The 18,137-nt window shown below is 40.4% G+C and carries 19 protein-coding genes and 3 tRNA genes; 8 read left to right on the forward strand and 14 right to left on the reverse strand.

The genetic code is table 11. From position 1 onward, the window contains the following. Window positions 1–21: 21 nt before the first annotated feature. The 6 genes from rimP to tpiA all read right to left on the reverse strand — a co-directional run bounded on the left by rimP (window position 22) and on the right by tpiA (window position 2,320). Entirely contained in the window at window positions 22–546 is a 525-nt protein-coding gene (gene rimP, locus MKL33_RS08315; protein ID WP_002114922.1) for a ribosome maturation factor RimP, read from the reverse strand. 215 nt (window positions 547–761) lie between these two features. Beyond that, window positions 762–838 (reverse strand) — tRNA-Met (locus MKL33_RS08320). 89 nt (window positions 839–927) lie between these two features. After that, a tRNA-Met gene (locus MKL33_RS08325) sits at window positions 928–1,004 on the reverse strand. A 38-nt stretch (window positions 1,005–1,042) separates the two neighbouring features. Further along, window positions 1,043–1,127, reverse strand: a tRNA-Leu gene (locus MKL33_RS08330). A gap of 56 nt (window positions 1,128–1,183) precedes the next feature. After that, the gene (gene secG, locus MKL33_RS08335; protein ID WP_002115012.1) at window positions 1,184–1,513 is read right to left on the reverse strand and encodes a preprotein translocase subunit SecG; all 330 of its coding nucleotides are present in this window, start codon (window positions 1,511–1,513) and stop codon (window positions 1,184–1,186) included. Between the two features lie 12 nt (window positions 1,514–1,525). Further along, window positions 1,526–2,320, reverse strand: coding sequence for a triose-phosphate isomerase (gene tpiA, locus MKL33_RS08340; protein ID WP_270906795.1), 795 nt, complete (start codon window positions 2,318–2,320; stop codon window positions 1,526–1,528). Window positions 2,321–2,611: 291 nt separating this feature from the next. Between tpiA and pilB the strand changes: the two genes are divergently transcribed. Genes pilB through coaE form a run of 4 tightly spaced genes read left to right on the forward strand, consistent with a single transcriptional unit; the run spans window position 2,612 to window position 7,036 of the window. Then, window positions 2,612–4,324 carry a type IV-A pilus assembly ATPase PilB gene (gene pilB, locus MKL33_RS08345; RefSeq protein WP_270906796.1) on the forward strand — a complete coding sequence of 571 codons (1,713 nt, stop codon included), beginning with the start codon at window positions 2,612–2,614 and terminating at the stop codon, window positions 4,322–4,324. A 27-nt stretch (window positions 4,325–4,351) separates the two neighbouring features. Beyond that, window positions 4,352–5,578: a type II secretion system F family protein gene (locus MKL33_RS08350; RefSeq protein WP_002114869.1), complete on the forward strand. Its 1,227-nt coding sequence runs from the start codon at window positions 4,352–4,354 to the stop codon at window positions 5,576–5,578. Next, on the forward strand, window positions 5,578–6,438 hold the full coding sequence (locus MKL33_RS08355; RefSeq protein WP_068527248.1) for a prepilin peptidase: 861 nt from the start codon (window positions 5,578–5,580) through the stop codon (window positions 6,436–6,438). Before MKL33_RS08350 ends, MKL33_RS08355 begins: the two co-directional genes overlap by 1 nt. A 1-nt stretch (window position 6,439) precedes the next feature. Next, on the forward strand, window positions 6,440–7,036 hold the full coding sequence (gene coaE / locus MKL33_RS08360; protein ID WP_032070755.1) for a dephospho-CoA kinase: 597 nt from the start codon (window positions 6,440–6,442) through the stop codon (window positions 7,034–7,036). Here the strand turns inward: coaE and MKL33_RS08365 are convergent. The 4 genes from MKL33_RS08365 to MKL33_RS08380 all read right to left on the reverse strand — a co-directional run bounded on the left by MKL33_RS08365 (window position 7,033) and on the right by MKL33_RS08380 (window position 10,548). Beyond that, complete coding sequence (locus MKL33_RS08365) at window positions 7,033–7,947, reverse strand: DMT family transporter (protein WP_068527246.1); 915 nt, start codon at window positions 7,945–7,947, stop codon at window positions 7,033–7,035. The two genes, coaE and MKL33_RS08365, sit on opposite strands and share 4 nt — an antisense overlap. A gap of 35 nt (window positions 7,948–7,982) precedes the next feature. Beyond that, on the reverse strand, window positions 7,983–8,732 hold the full coding sequence (gene rlmB, locus MKL33_RS08370; protein ID WP_016142380.1) for a 23S rRNA (guanosine(2251)-2'-O)-methyltransferase RlmB: 750 nt from the start codon (window positions 8,730–8,732) through the stop codon (window positions 7,983–7,985). 102 nt (window positions 8,733–8,834) lie between these two features. Next, window positions 8,835–9,161: a pyrimidine/purine nucleoside phosphorylase gene (gene ppnP, locus MKL33_RS08375; protein ID WP_002115102.1), complete on the reverse strand. Its 327-nt coding sequence runs from the start codon at window positions 9,159–9,161 to the stop codon at window positions 8,835–8,837. A 76-nt stretch (window positions 9,162–9,237) separates the two neighbouring features. After that, on the reverse strand, window positions 9,238–10,548 hold the full coding sequence (locus tag MKL33_RS08380; RefSeq protein ID WP_068527244.1) for a tetratricopeptide repeat protein: 1,311 nt from the start codon (window positions 10,546–10,548) through the stop codon (window positions 9,238–9,240). 114 nt (window positions 10,549–10,662) lie between these two features. Between MKL33_RS08380 and recN the strand changes: the two genes are divergently transcribed. The 3 genes from recN (at window position 10,663) to ruvX (ending at window position 13,448) form a co-directional block, all read left to right on the forward strand. Then, complete coding sequence (recN, locus tag MKL33_RS08385; RefSeq protein ID WP_068527242.1) at window positions 10,663–12,330, forward strand: DNA repair protein RecN; 1,668 nt, start codon at window positions 10,663–10,665, stop codon at window positions 12,328–12,330. 123 nt (window positions 12,331–12,453) lie between these two features. After that, entirely contained in the window at window positions 12,454–13,008 is a 555-nt protein-coding gene (locus MKL33_RS08390; RefSeq protein ID WP_002114753.1) for a YqgE/AlgH family protein, read from the forward strand. Next, window positions 13,008–13,448, forward strand: coding sequence for a Holliday junction resolvase RuvX (ruvX, locus tag MKL33_RS08395; protein WP_002115066.1), 441 nt, complete (start codon window positions 13,008–13,010; stop codon window positions 13,446–13,448). The genes MKL33_RS08390 and ruvX overlap by 1 nt, the downstream gene beginning before the upstream one ends. Before the next feature lie 43 nt (window positions 13,449–13,491). Here the strand turns inward: ruvX and MKL33_RS08400 are convergent, their stop codons facing one another. Genes MKL33_RS08400 through MKL33_RS08415 form a run of 4 tightly spaced genes read right to left on the reverse strand, consistent with a single transcriptional unit; the run spans window position 13,492 to window position 16,953 of the window. Then, on the reverse strand, window positions 13,492–14,493 hold the full coding sequence (locus tag MKL33_RS08400; RefSeq protein WP_002114928.1) for an HlyD family secretion protein: 1,002 nt from the start codon (window positions 14,491–14,493) through the stop codon (window positions 13,492–13,494). Window positions 14,494–14,532: 39 nt separating this feature from the next. Continuing rightward, the gene (locus MKL33_RS08405; RefSeq protein WP_002115096.1) at window positions 14,533–14,739 is read right to left on the reverse strand and encodes a DUF1656 domain-containing protein; all 207 of its coding nucleotides are present in this window, start codon (window positions 14,737–14,739) and stop codon (window positions 14,533–14,535) included. Beyond that, on the reverse strand, window positions 14,732–16,831 hold the full coding sequence (locus MKL33_RS08410; RefSeq protein ID WP_270906797.1) for an FUSC family protein: 2,100 nt from the start codon (window positions 16,829–16,831) through the stop codon (window positions 14,732–14,734). The genes MKL33_RS08405 and MKL33_RS08410 overlap by 8 nt, the downstream gene beginning before the upstream one ends. Continuing rightward, on the reverse strand, window positions 16,822–16,953 hold the full coding sequence (locus MKL33_RS08415) for a hypothetical protein (protein ID WP_002115031.1): 132 nt from the start codon (window positions 16,951–16,953) through the stop codon (window positions 16,822–16,824). The genes MKL33_RS08410 and MKL33_RS08415 overlap by 10 nt, the downstream gene beginning before the upstream one ends. 367 nt (window positions 16,954–17,320) lie before the next feature. Between MKL33_RS08415 and MKL33_RS08420 the strand changes: the two genes are divergently transcribed. Then, window positions 17,321–18,094, forward strand: a complete 774-nt coding sequence (locus MKL33_RS08420; RefSeq protein WP_002114686.1) for an IclR family transcriptional regulator — start codon at window positions 17,321–17,323, stop codon at window positions 18,092–18,094. Window positions 18,095–18,137 lie beyond the last annotated feature (43 nt).

The raw sequence follows: 18,137 nt of genomic DNA on the forward strand, positions 1-18,137 counted from the left end.
TCTTATAAAATTTAAATAAATTTAATCTTGATAGATCAAGTTTGCTTTATCGATATTGTTGCTGTCGATCACAAGCACATGCTTCCCATCAACTTCAACCTGAATTTCTTCATTTTCAAGGTCTACTGCGATAAGTTTTGCTTGAAATTTACGACGGTTTTCTACTGCTGCAATTAAACGCAAAGCAATTTGTTGTCCGATGTAGCCTTGTAACTGTTCTAGTTGAAAAAATGGACGATCCCAACCCGGTGAAGAAACTTCTAATGAATACTCACCTGAGATTGGATCATGAACATCCAACATTGCGCCAACTTGTTGTGTTACACGCACACAATCTTGTACACCAATACCACGGCCTAGTTCTACTTCGCCATCTTCATTAATTACAGGCTCAGCATCTTCACTTACCGCTTTATCGATATAAATACGCAATAATGAACGTTTACCTTGTGGGAGAAACTCGATTCCCCAAAGGTCGACACCACATGCTTCCACTGCAGGAACAATTAAGTCATGCAATGCTTGGGATTTATTTGATAATTTCATTTACTCTCGTCATTCTCGTGCGATTCAATCGGTTGTTTTAACCGACACAGACCTACTATAGTGAAGCATGACTATTTGACCAATTGATGTCGACACTACACGATAGCGATACGATAACCAATAAAAAAGGGCGTTAATCGCCCCTATTTAGCACAGAAAACAATAGTCCACTGTGCAAAAAGGCCCACCTGTCTGTGAGCCTCTTTTAAGAAACTTGGTAGCGGGAGCTGGATTTGAACCAACGACCTTCGGGTTATGAGCCCGACGAGCTACCAGACTGCTCCATCCCGCATCAACGTGCAAAAATTATATACAAATATCGAAAAAAGTCAATGTAAACTTATCTAATATTCGCTTGATTAAGTTGCACCTTAATCAAATTGGTAGCGGGAGCTGGATTTGAACCAACGACCTTCGGGTTATGAGCCCGACGAGCTACCAGACTGCTCCATCCCGCATCAAAAAACTGCTTGCACTCAACTTTCTGGTTCAAAGTTGGTGCGGAAGGGGGGACTTGAACCCCCACGCCCGAAGGCACTACCACCTCAAGGTAGCGTGTCTACCAATTCCACCACCACCGCAGCTTGTGGGACGCATTCTAGTCCTTCCCACTGCAAAAGGAAAGCCCTATTTCGAATTATTGACTCGATTTTGGTGCATTTGGTGAAGTTTCAGGCGATGTCGTTTGAACTGGCGCTGTAGTTTGTACAGTTTTCAAACTATATGCATCAGTAGTCTGTTTTTTCGCAAAAACAGCGAGAGTTAAACTCGTCACAAAAAACAACGCTGTTAAGATAGCAGTAAGTCGAGTAAGGAAGTTACCTGAACCTGATGCACCGAATACAGTTGCTGCTCCGCCACCGCCGAAAGAAGCACCGGCATCAGCACCTTTACCGTGTTGCACTAGAATTAAGGCAATCATCAGTACCGCTAAAATAATATGTACGATCAGTACAAAAGAGTGCATACCCTATCCTCGTTATTTACTTTGTGCAAAGGCTTGTACGATTTGATAAAAAGATGCTGCATTTAATGAAGCACCGCCTACCAACGCACCATTAATATCTGGACATGCCGCCAATTCAACTGCATTTTCAGCTTTTACACTACCGCCATATAAAATCGCAATGTCTGAACCCGCTGAGGTAATCTGACTTAAACCTTCACGAATCTTAGCATGCATTGCCTGTGCATCTTGTGGAGAAGCAGTTTTACCTGTCCCAATTGCCCAGATTGGCTCATAAGCAATTACAATTTGCTTTTGCCACTGCTCAACAGTTACTACAGGAGCAATATCACAAATTTGTTGCAATACAACTTGCTCTGCCAAACCTTGTTCACGTTGTTCGAGGCTTTCACCAACACAATAAATGACAGTCAAGCCCGCATTTAATGCATTTTGGAGTTTAGCTTTCAAAATTTCAACGTTGTCGCCAAAAATATCACGGCGCTCAGAATGCCCAACCAGTACAAAATTAATTTGGCTATCTTTTAATAGTTCTGCGCTGACTTCGCCAGTATAAGCGCCAGTACCCGCTACACGTGATACATCTTGTGCAACTGTATATACTGTTCTTGCAGCATCTTGCAATTGTGTTTGTACCATTGCAAGCGCAATAGAAACTGGAGCAACCCCTACATGACAGCCTTCATCTGCAATTTGGTTTTGTTGCAATAGTTGTTTAAATTCTTCTATAAGTTGTTTGGCATTGGCACGCATTGGGTTCATTTTCCAGTTGCCAACTACCCAAGGCGTAATCGTCGAACCCGACATACGGCTCACCTTTCATCAAAAATGCAGCACATTCTACACGCATTTATACAAATTTCAGATACTTTTCTTTAACGGCTTTGCCCATATCTTTTCTACTAATTGAAAACAGTTATAAAACTTTATCGAGTCTAAAGAATCGTCTTTTAAAAATTAATGAATAAAAACTTCGACTAGTTCAAGCTTTGGCGAGTGGATCAAGACCAGAGCATCATTTTCTCAGGTAGTAATTTTAGATAACAAAAGTATAATTTTTTATATACCAATTATAAACATATGAGCACAGGTAGGCAGATGTCAGTCATACATACATCTCCAAAATTTTCGGGGTTTTTTCGACGATTAGTCGAAGAAAAACATGTGTCGGCAGCGACCATGCAAACAGCATTAGATGCAGCAAAGAGAGCTAAACGGGATACGGTTGCGTACCTGATTGAAGAGGTTCATCTTTCCTCTTCTTTATTAGCTGAAACAATTTCTATTGAATTTGCTGAACCATATTTTGATCTGGATGTTTACGATACAAGCCAAATTCCCAAAGATTTGGTCGATCAGAAACTAGTTTTAAAACATCGGGTCTTACCTCTCATACAAAGAGGACAGATTTTATATGTCGCAACCAGCAACCCGAGTAATATTGAAGCAATTGATGCCATTCGCTTTAATAGCAAGCTCATGGTTGAACCAGTTATTGTCGAGCACCATAAGCTTGAGAAAATTCTGGCGCAGCAATTTACCGAAGAAAGCAGCTTCGAATTTAGTGATGAAGAGTTTGATCTTGATGTAGACCTTGAAGCTCCACCCTCACAAGAGGATGAGGAAGAAACACCTCAAGGCGATGAAGCACCTATTGTTAAATATATTAATAAATTACTCATCGATGCGATTCGTATGGGGGCTTCAGACCTACATTTTGAACCCTATGAGAAATCATATCGGGTCCGTTATCGAGTCGACGGCGTGTTACGTCAGATTGCAAATCCACCTTTGCAATTGGCTAACCGTTTGGCTTCACGTTTAAAAGTCATGTCTCAAATGGATATTTCCGAGAAACGAGTGCCTCAAGATGGTCGTATCAAGCTTAAGTTATCAAAAACTAAAGCAATCGATTTTCGTGTGAACTCACTTCCAACCTTGTTTGGTGAAAAACTGGTTCTGCGTATTCTCGATCCATCTAGCGCAATGCTCGGAATTGATGCTTTAGGATATGAAGAAGATCAGAAAGCTCTTTTTTTAGAAGCACTCGATAAACCACAAGGTATGCTTTTAATTACAGGTCCTACCGGTTCTGGTAAAACGGTATCTTTATATACTGGCTTAAATATTTTAAATACTGAAAGCTCTAATATTTCCACTGCCGAAGATCCAGTCGAAATCAACCTTGAAGGCATTAATCAGGTTAACGTTAACCCAAAAGTAGGTCTTACTTTTTCGGCCGCACTGAAATCATTTTTACGTCAAGACCCTGACATTATTATGGTCGGTGAGATTCGTGACTTAGAAACGGCTGAAATTGCGATTAAAGCTGCACAAACCGGTCACATGGTAATGTCCACACTGCATACCAATAGTGCGCCAGAAACACTTACTCGCCTACGTAATATGGGTGTTCCATCCTTTAATATCGCAACGTCTGTCAATCTGGTGATTGCTCAACGTTTGGCGCGTCGGTTATGCCCACAGTGTAAAACACCTGCCGACATTCCTAAACAGAGCCTATTAGAAATGGGCTTTACCGACCAAGATTTAACCCATCCCGATTTTCAAATTTTCCAGCCTGTCGGTTGTACTGAGTGTCGTGAAGGCTATAAAGGTCGAGTAGGTATTTACGAGGTAATGAAAGTTACACCTGAAATTTCCAAGATTATTATGGAAGATGGCAATGCTTTAGAAATCGCTGCTGCTTCTGAAAAACTGGGGTTTAATAATCTGCGTCGTTCAGGATTAAAGAAAGTCATGCAAGGGGTTACTTCTTTACAAGAAGTCAACCGTGTGAGCAGTGAATAAAAGACAATTTAAAAATAAGGATAATTCATGACTGTGAAAAAGGCACAAATGATGCCGACTTTTGCTTATGAAGGGGTTGACCGTAAGGGCATAAAAATTAAGGGAGAACTTCCGGCTAAGAATATGGCCTTAGCCAAAGTCACCCTACGCAAACAAGGGGTAACTGTCCGTAATATTCGAGAAAAGCGTAAAAATATTCTTGAAGGTTTATTCAAGAAGAAAGTATCCACACTCGATATCACGATTTTCACCCGTCAACTTGCAACGATGATGAAAGCAGGGGTTCCACTGGTACAAGGCTTTGAAATTGTAGCGGAAGGTTTAGAAAACCCTGCTATGCGCGAGGTAGTACTCGGTATTAAAGGCGAAGTTGAAGGTGGTAGTACCTTTGCTTCAGCTTTAAGAAAGTATCCTCAACACTTCGATAACTTGTTTTGTTCTCTTGTAGAGTCTGGTGAACAATCTGGTGCACTTGAAACCATGTTGGACCGTGTAGCAATTTACAAAGAAAAAAGTGAATTGCTTAAACAGAAAATTAAGAAGGCTATGAAATATCCAGCAACGGTTATTGTAGTTGCTGTGGTTGTTACCATTATTTTGATGGTTAAAGTAGTGCCTGTTTTCCAAGACCTGTTTTCTTCTTTTGGTGCAGATTTACCTGCATTCACCCAAATGGTCGTGAATATGTCGAAATGGATGCAGGAATACTGGTTCATTATGATTATTGTGATTGGAGCAGTGATTGCTGCCTTTCTGGAAGCCAAGAAGCGCAGCAAAAAATTTCGTGATGGTTTAGATAAACTCACCCTGAAACTACCTATCTTTGGTGATCTGGTTTATAAGGCGATTATTGCCCGTTATAGCCGTACTTTAGCCACTACGTTTGCCGCAGGTGTTCCGCTCATTGATGCGCTTGAGTCAACGGCTGGTGCAACCAACAATGTCATTTATGAAGAAGCCGTCATGAAAATTCGTGAAGATGTTGCTACAGGCCAACAACTCCAATTTGCAATGCGTGTTTCAAATCGTTTTCCATCTATGGCTATACAAATGGTCGCAATTGGTGAAGAATCTGGTGCACTAGACAGCATGCTCGATAAAGTTGCCACTTATTATGAAAATGAAGTTGATAATGCCGTTGATGGATTAACTTCAATGATGGAACCTTTAATCATGGCAATTTTAGGGGTGCTCGTAGGTGGTCTAGTGATTGCTATGTATCTTCCAATTTTCCAAATGGGCTCAGTCATATAATGCAAGAAATTATTGCTTATTTTATTCAAAACTTAACTGCACTTTATATTGCAGTCGCACTATTGAGCCTATGTATTGGTAGCTTTTTGAATGTGGTAATTTATCGCACCCCCAAAATGATGGAACAAGATTGGCAACAGGAATGTCAAATGTTGCTTAATCCCGAACTACCCATCATTGAGTATGAAAAGCTGACATTAAGTAAACCTGCTTCATCATGTCCTGCATGTCAGCAACCGATCCGTTGGTATCAAAATATTCCAGTTATAAGCTGGTTAATGTTAAGAGGAAAATGTGGCCATTGCCAACATCCTATTAGCATTCGTTATCCAGCGATTGAATTACTCACGATGCTATGTTCATTAGTAGTCGTCATGGTTTTTGGTCCAACCCTACAAATGCTTTGGGGGCTAGTGCTCACTTGGATTTTGATTGCTTTAACATTTATAGACTTTGATACTCAGCTACTACCTGACCGTTTCACCCTACCTTTGGCTGCGCTCGGCTTAGGTATTAATACCTTTAGTATTTACACCTCGCCTAACTCAGCCATTTGGGGATATTTAATCGGCTTTTTATGTCTTTGGATTGTGTATTACTTATTTAAAGTGATTACAGGCAAAGAAGGTATGGGCTACGGCGACTTTAAATTGCTTGCCGCATTAGGCGCGTGGATGGGGCCATTGATGCTGCCATTAATTGTGCTATTGTCATCTTTACTAGGTGCAATTATTGGCATCATTTTACTAAAATTACGTAATGATAATCAGCCCTTTGCGTTTGGGCCATATATTGCCATTGCGGGTTGGGTTGCCTTTTTATGGGGTGACCAAATTATGAAAATTTATTTGGGAGGTTAAGATGGCTTTTATTTTGGGAGTCACAGGTGGTATTGGCAGTGGAAAATCTGCTGCAACACAATGGTTTGAATCCCAAGGAATCCAAGTCGTCGATGCCGATATTGTTGCTCGCGAAGTGGTTGAAAAAGGCCAACCTGCCCTTCAAAAAATCCAACAAACTTTTGGAGATTGGGTACTTCAACCCGACGGCAATCTAGACCGCCGTGCACTACGTGAATATATTTTTCAAAACCCTGAAGCAAGACAAACACTTGAGAAAATCACGCATCCAGCCATTCGCCAATCTATTGTTCAACAGCTACAAAACCCAAAAAGTCCTTATGTGATTTTAGTTTCACCCCTACTTTTTGAAACCAACCAGCATGAATTGGTTAATCACACTCTATTAGTTGATGCGAGTGAACAAACTCAAATTCAGCGTGCAAGCCAGCGAGATGGGCAAAACCAAGAACAAATCCAGAAAATTATTGCAGCACAAATGCCACGCGAGCGTAAACGTGAACTTGCCAATGACATTGTGTTTAATGACGGATTACTCGAACATTTATATCAGCAATTAGAGCCTTTACATCAAAGCTATTTGAAGCGCGCCAACTAATCTTGCTTATTTTGCTGCTGAATCTTTTGTGCCAAGCTATCTTGTCGAAACCAGCGCCAAGGCTGTAAAGCGCCTATTCCCATACCTACTAAGCCCACTACAATTGATGAGCTTAATGACTCGCCAAGTAAAGGTACAGCTAAAATAGCAGCAATAAACGGCGCCAAAGTAACAATACTTCCCGTTTTAAAAGCACCAAGTCTTTGGATAGCCGCAACATAGGTTAATGTCGCAATAATCACGACAAACACACCATGGAAAATACCTTGTATCGCTAGATGAACAGGACTGACTTCCATGAAATGTTTAGGTAAGAATAAAGCATAGATGGGTAAGTAAATAATTGCAGACCAAATCGCAACACTCGCCATAGAGTGCCATGCGGAAAGTTTCCACTGTTTAAGTAATACAGTGAAAATGCCCCACCAAATCGCACTAATAAAAAGAAGTAAATCCCCCACGCCAAAAGCAGAAGCATTACCTCGCAACATCAACACACTCATGAGAGCCAAGGCAGTGATCATAATTGCCAGACTCACCCATGTGTGCTTATCAAATGGTTGTCTAAATAAAATGTATGCTGCAATTGCAGTACAAATAGGAATACAACCATTTAAAAAAATGGCAGCATGTGCAGCGGGAGCATAGAGAAACGCGGTATAGACGGTAAGACAATAAATAACTCCGCCAATGAGCGCCAAAATAACAGCGTGCTTACTCCATAAAAAAGCGAGATCTTTCTTATAGATTAGAATAGGCATCAAAATCAGGAAGGCGATAGCAAAGCGCAGTGCAGCAATGTCCCAAGCACTGATGTGCCACTGTGCATTTAAACGGGCAAAAAGTGTAAACCCGCCCCAAATGCACATGGTCACCAATACAAAAAAATAACCTTGCTTACGGGGAGACATATCAAGACTGCTTACAAACTAGAAAGGCAGCTAGATTATACCTCAGAACGCTGACGGCAAGCCTCATAAAGTGCCATACCCGTTGCCACGCTCACATTTAGACTCTGTAAATTTCCAGACATCGGAATATAAACTTTATGATCACACTGTGCCTGTGTAATTGGGCGTAAACCCGTATCTTCTGCTCCCATCACGATCACGACGGGACCCGCGAAATCACATTTTTGAATTGGCATTGCACTTTCATCAAGCATAGTGCCAATCACACGTGTATGAGTCGTCTCTTTGAGATGGGCTAATGTACGAGCCAAGTTTGTGACTTGAATAAATTTAACTTTTTCAGCTCCACCCGCTGCAACTTTACGAGCTGTTGGGGTTAAACTTGCTGAACGATCACGAGGTACAATCACTGCTTGCACGCCCATTGCAGCAGCGGTACGGATGCAAGCCCCTAAGTTATGCGGGTCTGTCACCTGATCTAATGCCAGCAATAAAGCATCTGGGGTTTCAGCCAATATCTGATCTAGATCTTTTTCATTTAAAGTCGGATGCGGACGTACTGCTGCAACCACGCCTTGATGAAACGGTAGACCTGCAAGCTTTTCGAGACTATCACGGCTTGCTTTTTGTACACTAATTCCAAAAGGCTCTGCCAATTGCAAAATCTTTTGCAAACGCTGGTCATCCCGTCCTTTTAAAGTAAACAGGGTTAGCACACGTTCCGGTTCAAGTTCTAACAATGACTCCACTGAATGAACGCCATAATAATATTCCGGTTTTGCCATGCATGACCTCTAACAACGTTTGAGCAAAAAAATAAAAATCCTGCAAAGCCAACTTCACAGGATTTCTTTGGGCATAGTGTACCCGATTTGAATAGGAATTTCTTAGCCTTCTAAATGGCACACGTAATCGAGTACTTCATCAGTTTCGATTTTAAAAAGACTATTACCAGGCACATAAAATGATTGACCTGCACGGAACAACTCACTTTCATTACTGTCCGCGATTGTTACACGGCATTCACCTGAAATAATTTCCATACGCTCAGGAACATGGGTTTCAAAAGTTAAAGCTTGCTCAGTCGGCAAAATAACACCTAGTGTTTTTTTTGTTCCATCTTCAAATTGCACGGTATGGCTGATACATGCTCCACCAAAATAAACGTTTGATTTTTTGATGACCGTTACATGATCAAATTGGGTTGAACTCATGCACACTCTCCAGATAATGCCGTATTTATATAAATTATGATGAATGTAGTTTAATTGTGCCTAAATAACTAATCAATCAGTTTTCATACGGATAGACTTGTAATTTCCACTGCTGTGCCTGAATTTTTTTGGCAAAAGCATAAGGTAAGTTAATCTCAATATTTCGACTATTCGACACAATTGCATCGTATCTGCAAACTTCGACCTGATTTTCATCTAGAAGTACCCAACACACTCTCTGTGCAGTTGGATGGGCAACTGCTGTAGCAACTACCGGTGAACCGTCATTCATTCCTACATGAAAATTTTCGCTGTCGTTTTGCATTAACGCCAGATCATAAGCTGGAAAATCGATAGCATCTGAATCGAATTGCTGGCTATCGTGTATAAGCACACTTTGTTTTAAAGTCGGCCAAATACAGTAGCGCAAATAATGCTGATCCATCACCCGATTATCCAGATAACGTCCGGTGGCAACATAATCCCTGATATGTGCTTCAATATTATGAAAAATCCCCGTACATCCACCCCACATTCCCGCCAAAATTAACTCGGTATGAGAATAATTATCTCGCATTAAGTGAAACCATTTATCACTCTTGAGCCAAGCATCTACAGCTGCTTTTTCGCGGTGCGAGACAATAGAGTCGGCATCACGTATCAGAAAACGCTTAATTGTCGGATCATCCATCACCAAAAAGCGCCAAAACAAACCAGATAACTGTTTTTGAGAATCTGTAACCTGAATAACTTGCGCGCCCTTCTCTTTTAAACGCTGTTGCACCAGTACTGGCACAGTATCATCGACATAAAAGCGACATGTCCATTCTGGATAAATTTGTTTGGCTAACTGAATATTTAAAATAGAGGTTTCACAATAGCGGGGGTTTGCCCCAAACAATGAAAAAGCAATAATATTTTCTTGAGGATTTGCACTAAATGCTGATGGTACCTGATCTGGAATCGCCAAAACAGGTTCTTTCTTCGCTAATTCTTTTTTGGTTGCAATTGCCAAGCGTCCAAATTTGATTGTTTCTTCTTTTTTCTTTAAATGATGACAAACTTCTGTGAGTCCATCATATAAGTTTGTATTTACATTAGCTCCACTTGCTTGAATCGCTTGTAAATAATGTTGATGGGCATCGTTATAACGGCCTAAGCGCAATTCGGTATAAGCTAAATCTGATAAGGCGCCAGCATGCTTGGGAACCAAATTAACAGCTTGTTTAACATGTTGATAAGCTTTGGCATAATCCCCTTGTGCTGCTGCCTGTTTAAATGCATTAAAATACTGATTTAAAATTTTATTCATTTCCGCAGGATTATTTTTTTTATGGCGGTTGATCATCCCTATTGGTGGTTTCGGTAAGCTTAATGTTTTTTTCATTGTAAATATCCGCAATCTTGCTGTTCTATAATTTCAGTTAGAATAATAGATCACTTGTAGCAAATTCAAAACTTCTCTATCTTTAACCCATAATTTGGCGCGTTGGATGCGTTTATGCTCACACATTTAACTTTAATTAATTTTGCATTAGCTGATCATTTGGCTATTGATATAGAACAAGGATTTAATGTTCTAACAGGCGAAACAGGTGCCGGAAAATCATTATTACTGGATGCACTCTCTGCCTGCCTAGGGGAACGTACAGATACAAATTATGTCCGTTACGGTTCGGACAAAGCGGATATCACCGCTGTTTTTACCTATCAAAATAATAGTCCTGAAGCAAAATGGCTCCAAGACCACGAGCTAGATGATGATTCTGGGGAAATTCATTTACGTCGTGTTATTTTTGCAACTGGCCGTAGTAAAGCATGGGTCAATGGACGCCCGAGCAGTCTATCTGAACTCAAAGAATTAGGTCGCTTGCTGGTTCAGCTCTATAGTCAGCACAGCCAGCAGCAGCTGCTTGAACCACCTTATCCAAAGCATTGGTTAGATCGTTATAACAATTTTTATGCTGAAGCGAATGATGTACGTGAAGCCTATAGCACATGGCAACGTACCATTCGTTTGCATCAAGCAGCCTTAGATGCACAAGCAACCCGACTTCAGCGTATTGGTACTTTAGAGCATCAAATTGAAGAGCTCGAAGAGGTCATTCAAACTGACTATAAAGAAATTGAGCAAGAGTTCGATCGCCTCAGTCATCATGAACATATCATGCAAGATTGTAGCTACAGCCTAAATGTACTTGATGAAGCTGAGCAAAACATTACTCAAGAAATGTCTTCGATTATTCGTAGATTAGAATCCCACGCGGGCCGTAGCGAACAACTTTCCGAGATTTATAATTCTTTACTCAATGCTCAAAGTGAAATAGATGATGCAACGGCAAACTTGCGTCAATTTATTGATCGTCAAAGTTTTGATCCAGAGCGAATGGAAGAACTAAATTCCAAGTTGGAAGTTTTCCACCGTCTGGCACGGAAATACCGAACTCAACCAGAAACGCTTAAAGAAGAATATGAAGCTTGGCAAAGTGAGCTTGAGCAATTACATCAACTTGAAGACCCAGAAACATTGGCAGAACAAGTTGAAAAGTCGCATGAGGAGTTCTTGGAGAAAGCTCAGCATTTAGACAATATTCGTCGTGAAGCGGCTGCTCCACTTGCTAAACAATTAACCGAACAAGTTAAACCTTTAGCGCTGCCAGAGGCACATTTTGAGTTTAAGTTTGAACCACTAGAGCAACCTACTGCTGAGGGTTTAAGTTTTATTCAACTATTATTTACTGCCAATAAGGGTATTCCTCCACAACCATTAGCACGAGTAGCTTCAGGTGGTGAACTTTCACGTATTGCACTTGTCATGCAAGTCATGAACGCTGAAAAAACCGAAGCAGAAGTGTTAGTGTTTGATGAAATTGATGTTGGTATTAGTGGTGGTACAGCAGAAGTTGTTGGACGTTTACTTGCCGACCTAGCCCAACATGTTCAACTTTTATGTATTACTCATCAGGCACAAGTTGCTGCACAATCAGATCAGCATTTACTAGTGAAGAAACAACAAACTGATCCAGCAAGCAGTACAATTGTTGAATTAGATGAAAATCAAATTATTTCTGAGTTAGCTCGCATGTCAGGTGGTGTTGAAATTAATGAAACAACCTTGCAACACGCAAAACAATTACGCCAACTTAAATTTCAGGCTTCTTCAAATTAATAAAAAATGAGAGAAAAAGATTGGCGAAATCCGATTAACTCTTGTATGTTGATAAAAAGAACCTATATAGATAAAAGGGTCGAGAGACCCTCTAGTGACATTTTTTGAGGGAGAACCGCTTAGGTGACCAAACAATATCTGACTCACCGTTGTCTGATTGCCCCGCCAGAAATGGCAGATGACTTTTTCGCAAACACTGTAATTTATCTTGCCCGTCATGATGAAGAAGGTGCTCAAGGCATTATTATTAACCGCCCTTCCGGCATTCAAATTAAAGAATTACTCAATGATCTCGACATTGAAGCAGACAATGTAAATCCACATGTGGTTTTACAAGGTGGGCCATTACGTCCCGAGGCTGGATTCGTTCTTCATACTGGACAACCGACATGGCATTCATCTATTGCTGTAGGTGAAAATGTTTGTATTACTACCAGTAAAGATATTCTTGATGCGATTGCCCACAATGAAGGTGTCGGTCGATATCAAATTGCTTTAGGTTATGCGAGCTGGGGTAAAAACCAGTTAGAAGATGAAATTACGCGCGGTGACTGGCTCATTTGTGATGCCGATATGGATCTGATTTTTAACCTGCCTTATGACGATCGTTGGGATGCAGCCTATAAAAAAATCGGTGTAGATCGTGCATGGTTAGCATCTGAAATCGGACATGCTTAATGACCGAAACACAATCAAAATCGATTATGGCTTTTGACTTTGGTACTCAAAAAATGGGAATGGCGATTGGCCAATCATCAATTGAAAGTGCCAATCCCCTCCCTCTATTTGTGATGAAAGATGGAATTCCAAACTGGGATCAGCTCTTAAAAATCGTGAAAGAATGGCAACCTGATCTATTTTTGGTTGGTTTGCCTCTGAATATGGATGATAGCGAGTCAGAACTTTCTACACGTGCCCGCAAATTTGCGAGACGTTTACGCCATCAAACCAATATTGAAACATTAATGGTAGATGAGCGTCTAACTACACGTGAAGCACGAGAAGAACTCGGTTTCTACCAAGAGCAAGGTCGAGCAAAAAAACTTTCTGCAGATAGTTTTGCAGCAGCCTTACTCATTCAAAGTTGGTATCGAAATCCGGTCGGTTTAACCCCGTAATATTAAAAAGGAAGGCTAAAGCCTTCCTTTTTAATTTCTCGTTTTATTTCTCGATAATATGCACAGTTGCCGTACGTCCAGAGACAAAAGCAAGCTGGTTCTTTGGTGTTTCATCCAATACGATTTTTACAGGCACACGCTGCGCTAAACGAACCCAACTAAACGTTGGATTTACATTGGCAAGAAGTTTAGAGCTGCTTGAGCGTTCACGATCTTCGATACCTGATGCAATACCTTGTACATGGCCTTTAATTTTTTGGCTATCCCCCATTAACTGTACACTGGCCTGATCGCCGACATGAATACGGTTTAATTTAGTCTCTTCAAAATAGCCCACAACATAGAGTTGTTTACGGTCAAGTAGTGCCGCAACAGCCTGACCAACTTGAACATAGTTACCTGGGCGCATATCAAAGTTAGATAAAGTACCATCAGCTGGGGCAATTACAGCAGCACGATGCATATTAAGCTCAGCCAAATGCAAATTGCTCGTTGCCGCCTCAATGAGAGCCTGTTGTTGTTTAACAGTTGCTTCTGCTTGCTGAATGGCAGCTTGGAGTTGCTCATGTTCAGCATGGGATTGATCACGTGTTGCGAAAACTTGATCTTGTTCTTGTTTAGAGATGGCGCCATCCATAAGATTTGAGTAGCGGCTTGCATTTTTCTCGGCTAACTTAATATTCGTATCTGATTTAATCAGGTTCGCTTTGGCTTGTGCTAAACCAGCTTGCGCTTGGGCAAAGGCTGCATTTGCTTTTGCTAAATCAGATTTTGCCTGCTCTACATCTAAAGCTCGGCGGGAAACATCAATTTTAAAGAGCACCTGACCTTTTTTCACAGTCTGGTTATCTTGAACCAATACTTCTGTCACAAGCCCCGCGACATCCGAAGATACTTGAATAACGTCACCACGAACTCGACCATCACGCGTCCACGGCGCTGCATTATAGTAGTTCCACAAATGCACAATGGTATAGACCGCCACCATTAATGCGACAATCAAAATTACTGGACGGATGACTTTTTTCAAATCCACCTGATTCATTTCACTCACCTAACTCAATCTTTAATTTCGCAAACATCTCTACGCACCGACCCCAACAAAAATTTGATGTATTACCAAAAGTAATAAGAGGTAAAAACACAAATTAAAAATACTAGGTAATGCAATCCAGCCTTGTGCAATCAACTTATTTGTTAAAGGACTTAACCCACGGAAACAGATATATGCCAAGAGTGCTTGAACGAGCAAAGAAGGCACATAAATACCATAAACATTAAACTCACCCATTTGCTGTGGCTCCTCTCAGGGTGCTGTTTTCATTCATTTGCTCTGATGAAACATGGCACATGCTATAAGCAATATTGTTCAGTGAAATGAGTAGTCTTTGTCGCATAGTCATATCTTCAACATTTGAAGCAAGCTGTTTTAATTCAAATAACGCTCGGTAGATTCGCTCTACTAAAGCGGTCGTATCATTTTCATCGTTTTCTTTAGCTCTAAACAACTCATCCAGATTTTGTTGCAAAACGCCAATATGCTGAGTGAGTTCGGATGTTTGAGGAAACTGATTGGCTAACTCTTGCAATCGGCTTAAATCAACAATACTACTCGACTCAATCAGAGCCTGATGAATTGAAGTTTTAATCTCGTCTGATTGCACCATTTTGCTGTTTAGAATCCCAATCCGATCTAGCATACTGCGTAGATGAACTTTAAAATCAAGACCATATGGCAGATAGATCGCTTGTCGCATGGCGCGATAATGCAAGGCTAAAATACGGCTTGCACTTGTATCTGGTGACATGGCGCGAACAACATCAATGACAATCAAAGACACTAAAACACCTAAGATCATGGCAAATGAACTATCAAGATAAGACACTGCATCCATGCTATAAGCATTGTGCAGGTTTAGTCCCATCATGGTATTAATACCCAACACCATACCTACTGGCATCAGCATCTGGTTAGCCATCATAGACACTGCGAATAAGAACATCGGTAACAAAACCAGACCAAGTTCCCAAAAAGTTGTGACATGCGGAAAAATACCAAATGCATAAACAAAGACTAAAACTGCTGAAGCTATACTGCCCCAGATAAAAATACGCAGAACTGGAACCGGGTTATCTAAGGCTGTTAAAATACAGGCGGTTACTGCGCCCATCTGTGCCATCATAAATCCAGCTTTCCACCCCGAAACAATCCAGACTCCAGTCACAATAAATGTAATAAGGACTGCACTGATACCGCCTCGTATTGCCACACCATGGTCACGATGCAAACTTGGATATTTGGTGGTCATTGGGGTAATGTTGTCAGGAATTTCTTTATTACCTTGCTGAATTCGCTGCCACAAAACTTTAACCGCTAAAACATTGCTAATGAAATGGCGTACATCCATTTTCATGGCTGCAACTAAAACTTGTTGGTGTGTAGAAGCCGACTCCATCAAACTTGCAAAATCACTTTCAAATTCATCAGGTAACTGCAAAATATTTTCATCAATAATCAGATCTTTTTGCTCTAAAAACTGTACAACATGAGCTGAAAGCTGTTGCAGTTTTTCTGCATGAGTCTCGATAAATCGAAGTTCTTTAAGCTGCTTAATACGCTCAGATAAAGCGACTAGATTAGCGACAACCATTGAGATTTGATGAAGCATTTCTTGCAAGGGTTTGGTCATACCATGCAGTTCACCCTTTTCATAGCTCAAATGTACTGCCAAAGCATGAATATCTGTGGTGTCGCGAGTAATGGCAGCCAAGAGCTGAGTATTGTTCTGCTGCGAATCTGTATTTAATAAATTAGCAAACAGATTTTCTGTATCTTTTAGGGTTTTTATCACCCGCTGTTTAATTGCTGAGCCAATATGCATTGGAAGAATCGTGGCAGAAACCACTGCACTTGAAATCACGCCAATCGAAATTTCTATAACCCGAGCTAAAGCAATATCAAATATATTGTATTGATCAATATAGGTAATCGCATTGAAGACGATCATGGCTGTCGAGTAACCCGCCAGCATAAAAGCGTAACTACGTGGAGTACGATCTAGTAACGACACATAAAGCGCAAAACCCACCCACAACGACAACACCACGGTAAATATCCAAGGTGTATTAATTAGATGTGGCGTTAGAGTTAAGGCAATCACAGCTCCGCCAATTGTCCCTACCACTCGATAGACACATTTAGAAGACACCATTCCTGAATATGGATTGGCAATAATCAGGACCGTACCAATCGACCACATCGGGTTAATCAGATCTAATTCAAACGAAACAAATAGTGCCAACATTCCGGCAATAAATGTTTTTAAGGCAAAGATCAGATCAAGCCTACTCGGGCGAAACGCCAGTATTTGCTTTAATAACATGAACTCATCTCAAATACAGATTTGAACTGATGAGCATGCCCTTCAATATTTGATTGTCTTTCTAAAGACAACACAACTTTGCCATTTGCCTCAAAGCAAATGATATGAGGAGCATCCTTCAATACAATGATTTTTCCACATCTCGCCTGATTGGCCGAAATGATTTCAGTTTGGGCGCCATTTAAACGGCCAAGCTTTGGAAAGAAGAGGTATCAAGAAATCAATCTGGAACCGACCAATTTCTCGATTAGATATTTTGTTTGGCAATTTTTTCAAAATAAAGCAATTTAGTCAACTAAAATATCTCTATTTGATAATTTGATATATTTTTTAATTATCGTATATGATGTATAAGCCGAGAGAAGTTTTCTCTTTGTCAGAGTAAAATACTCAAATCAGGCATTTATTTTAGAATTGAGACAAATCTTCTTTTTTTCTGTTATAAAAACTCAAAGATGACTCGTTGTTAAAGGATACGAACAAGACATTATGGCAATTTCAAGTTTTGGCAAAATTTTAACCGTACTGGACCTATTTTCAGTTTCGCGTCCAATCATTAATGTCGATATTATTTGCGAAGAACTTGGCTTGTCCAAACCAACGAGTTACCGTTACCTCAAAGAGCTAGTCTCAGCTGATCTATTAAAACGCATTAATGGAACCTCTGGCGATTATACCTTAGGCTCAAAAATTGCAGTTCTTGACTATATATCTAGAACAACCGACCCACTGGTTCAAATCAGCACACCGTTTATGCGAAATATTGTAGAGCGTACTGAACTGTGCTGTTTGCTTACCTATTTAAATGATGACTATTGCATTGACATACATCATGAAATATTTAAAGACACTGAGCTACTTTCATATGGCCGAGGCTGCCCAAGACCGATTTACGTTGGATCATCTCCAAAAACAATGGTTTCGCATTTAAGTAAACAACGCATGCAAGACTACTACCACCGTTACCAGCAAGAATTAAAACAATCAGGTTTTGCTGAAGATGAACCGAGCTTTATTCAGCGTATGCGTAAAATTAAAAAACAAGGGTTCTATTTCTCACAAGGTGAGATTGACCCAAATGTTTCAGGTCTAGCGGTTCCTGTTCGTTTTTCAAACAAAGAAGTACCTTTAGCTTTGACTTTAGTTGCCTCTAAAAATCGTTTTGATTTTTTAAATGTTGAAAAGCTCATCGAAATTTTGCAAGAAAATGCAGCACTTATTGAACAACGTTTTATGGAATTATCTGAAAAAGGTGAAATCTAAAACCCCACCTTATGATAATTTAAACTTTTCTTACACTTTAAAA

Origin of the sequence: Acinetobacter sp. AOR43_HL (assembly GCF_027854635.1) — a bacterium.
GTDB lineage: Bacteria > Pseudomonadota > Gammaproteobacteria > Pseudomonadales > Moraxellaceae > Acinetobacter > Acinetobacter pittii.

Bases quoted from the DNA above. Each gene is read 5' to 3' on its own strand.
- rimP (WP_002114922.1), bottom strand. From the start codon at position 546: ATGAAATTATCAAATAAATCCCAAGCATTGCATGACTTAATTGTTCCT.
- secG (WP_002115012.1), bottom strand. From the start codon at position 1,513: ATGCACTCTTTTGTACTGATCGTACATATTATTTTAGCGGTACTGATG.
- tpiA (WP_270906795.1), bottom strand. From the start codon at position 2,320: ATGTCGGGTTCGACGATTACGCCTTGGGTAGTTGGCAACTGGAAAATG.
- pilB (WP_270906796.1), top strand. From the start codon at position 2,612: ATGTCAGTCATACATACATCTCCAAAATTTTCGGGGTTTTTTCGACGA.
- MKL33_RS08350 (WP_002114869.1), top strand. From the start codon at position 4,352: ATGACTGTGAAAAAGGCACAAATGATGCCGACTTTTGCTTATGAAGGG.
- MKL33_RS08355 (WP_068527248.1), top strand. From the start codon at position 5,578: ATGCAAGAAATTATTGCTTATTTTATTCAAAACTTAACTGCACTTTAT.
- coaE (WP_032070755.1), top strand. From the start codon at position 6,440: ATGGCTTTTATTTTGGGAGTCACAGGTGGTATTGGCAGTGGAAAATCT.
- MKL33_RS08365 (WP_068527246.1), bottom strand. From the start codon at position 7,947: ATGTCTCCCCGTAAGCAAGGTTATTTTTTTGTATTGGTGACCATGTGC.
- rlmB (WP_016142380.1), bottom strand. From the start codon at position 8,732: ATGGCAAAACCGGAATATTATTATGGCGTTCATTCAGTGGAGTCATTG.
- ppnP (WP_002115102.1), bottom strand. From the start codon at position 9,161: ATGAGTTCAACCCAATTTGATCATGTAACGGTCATCAAAAAATCAAAC.
- MKL33_RS08380 (WP_068527244.1), bottom strand. From the start codon at position 10,548: ATGAAAAAAACATTAAGCTTACCGAAACCACCAATAGGGATGATCAAC.
- recN (WP_068527242.1), top strand. From the start codon at position 10,663: ATGCTCACACATTTAACTTTAATTAATTTTGCATTAGCTGATCATTTG.
- ruvX (WP_002115066.1), top strand. From the start codon at position 13,008: ATGACCGAAACACAATCAAAATCGATTATGGCTTTTGACTTTGGTACT.
- MKL33_RS08400 (WP_002114928.1), bottom strand. From the start codon at position 14,493: ATGAATCAGGTGGATTTGAAAAAAGTCATCCGTCCAGTAATTTTGATT.
- MKL33_RS08405 (WP_002115096.1), bottom strand. From the start codon at position 14,739: ATGGGTGAGTTTAATGTTTATGGTATTTATGTGCCTTCTTTGCTCGTT.
- MKL33_RS08410 (WP_270906797.1), bottom strand. From the start codon at position 16,831: ATGTTATTAAAGCAAATACTGGCGTTTCGCCCGAGTAGGCTTGATCTG.
- MKL33_RS08420 (WP_002114686.1), top strand. From the start codon at position 17,321: ATGGCAATTTCAAGTTTTGGCAAAATTTTAACCGTACTGGACCTATTT.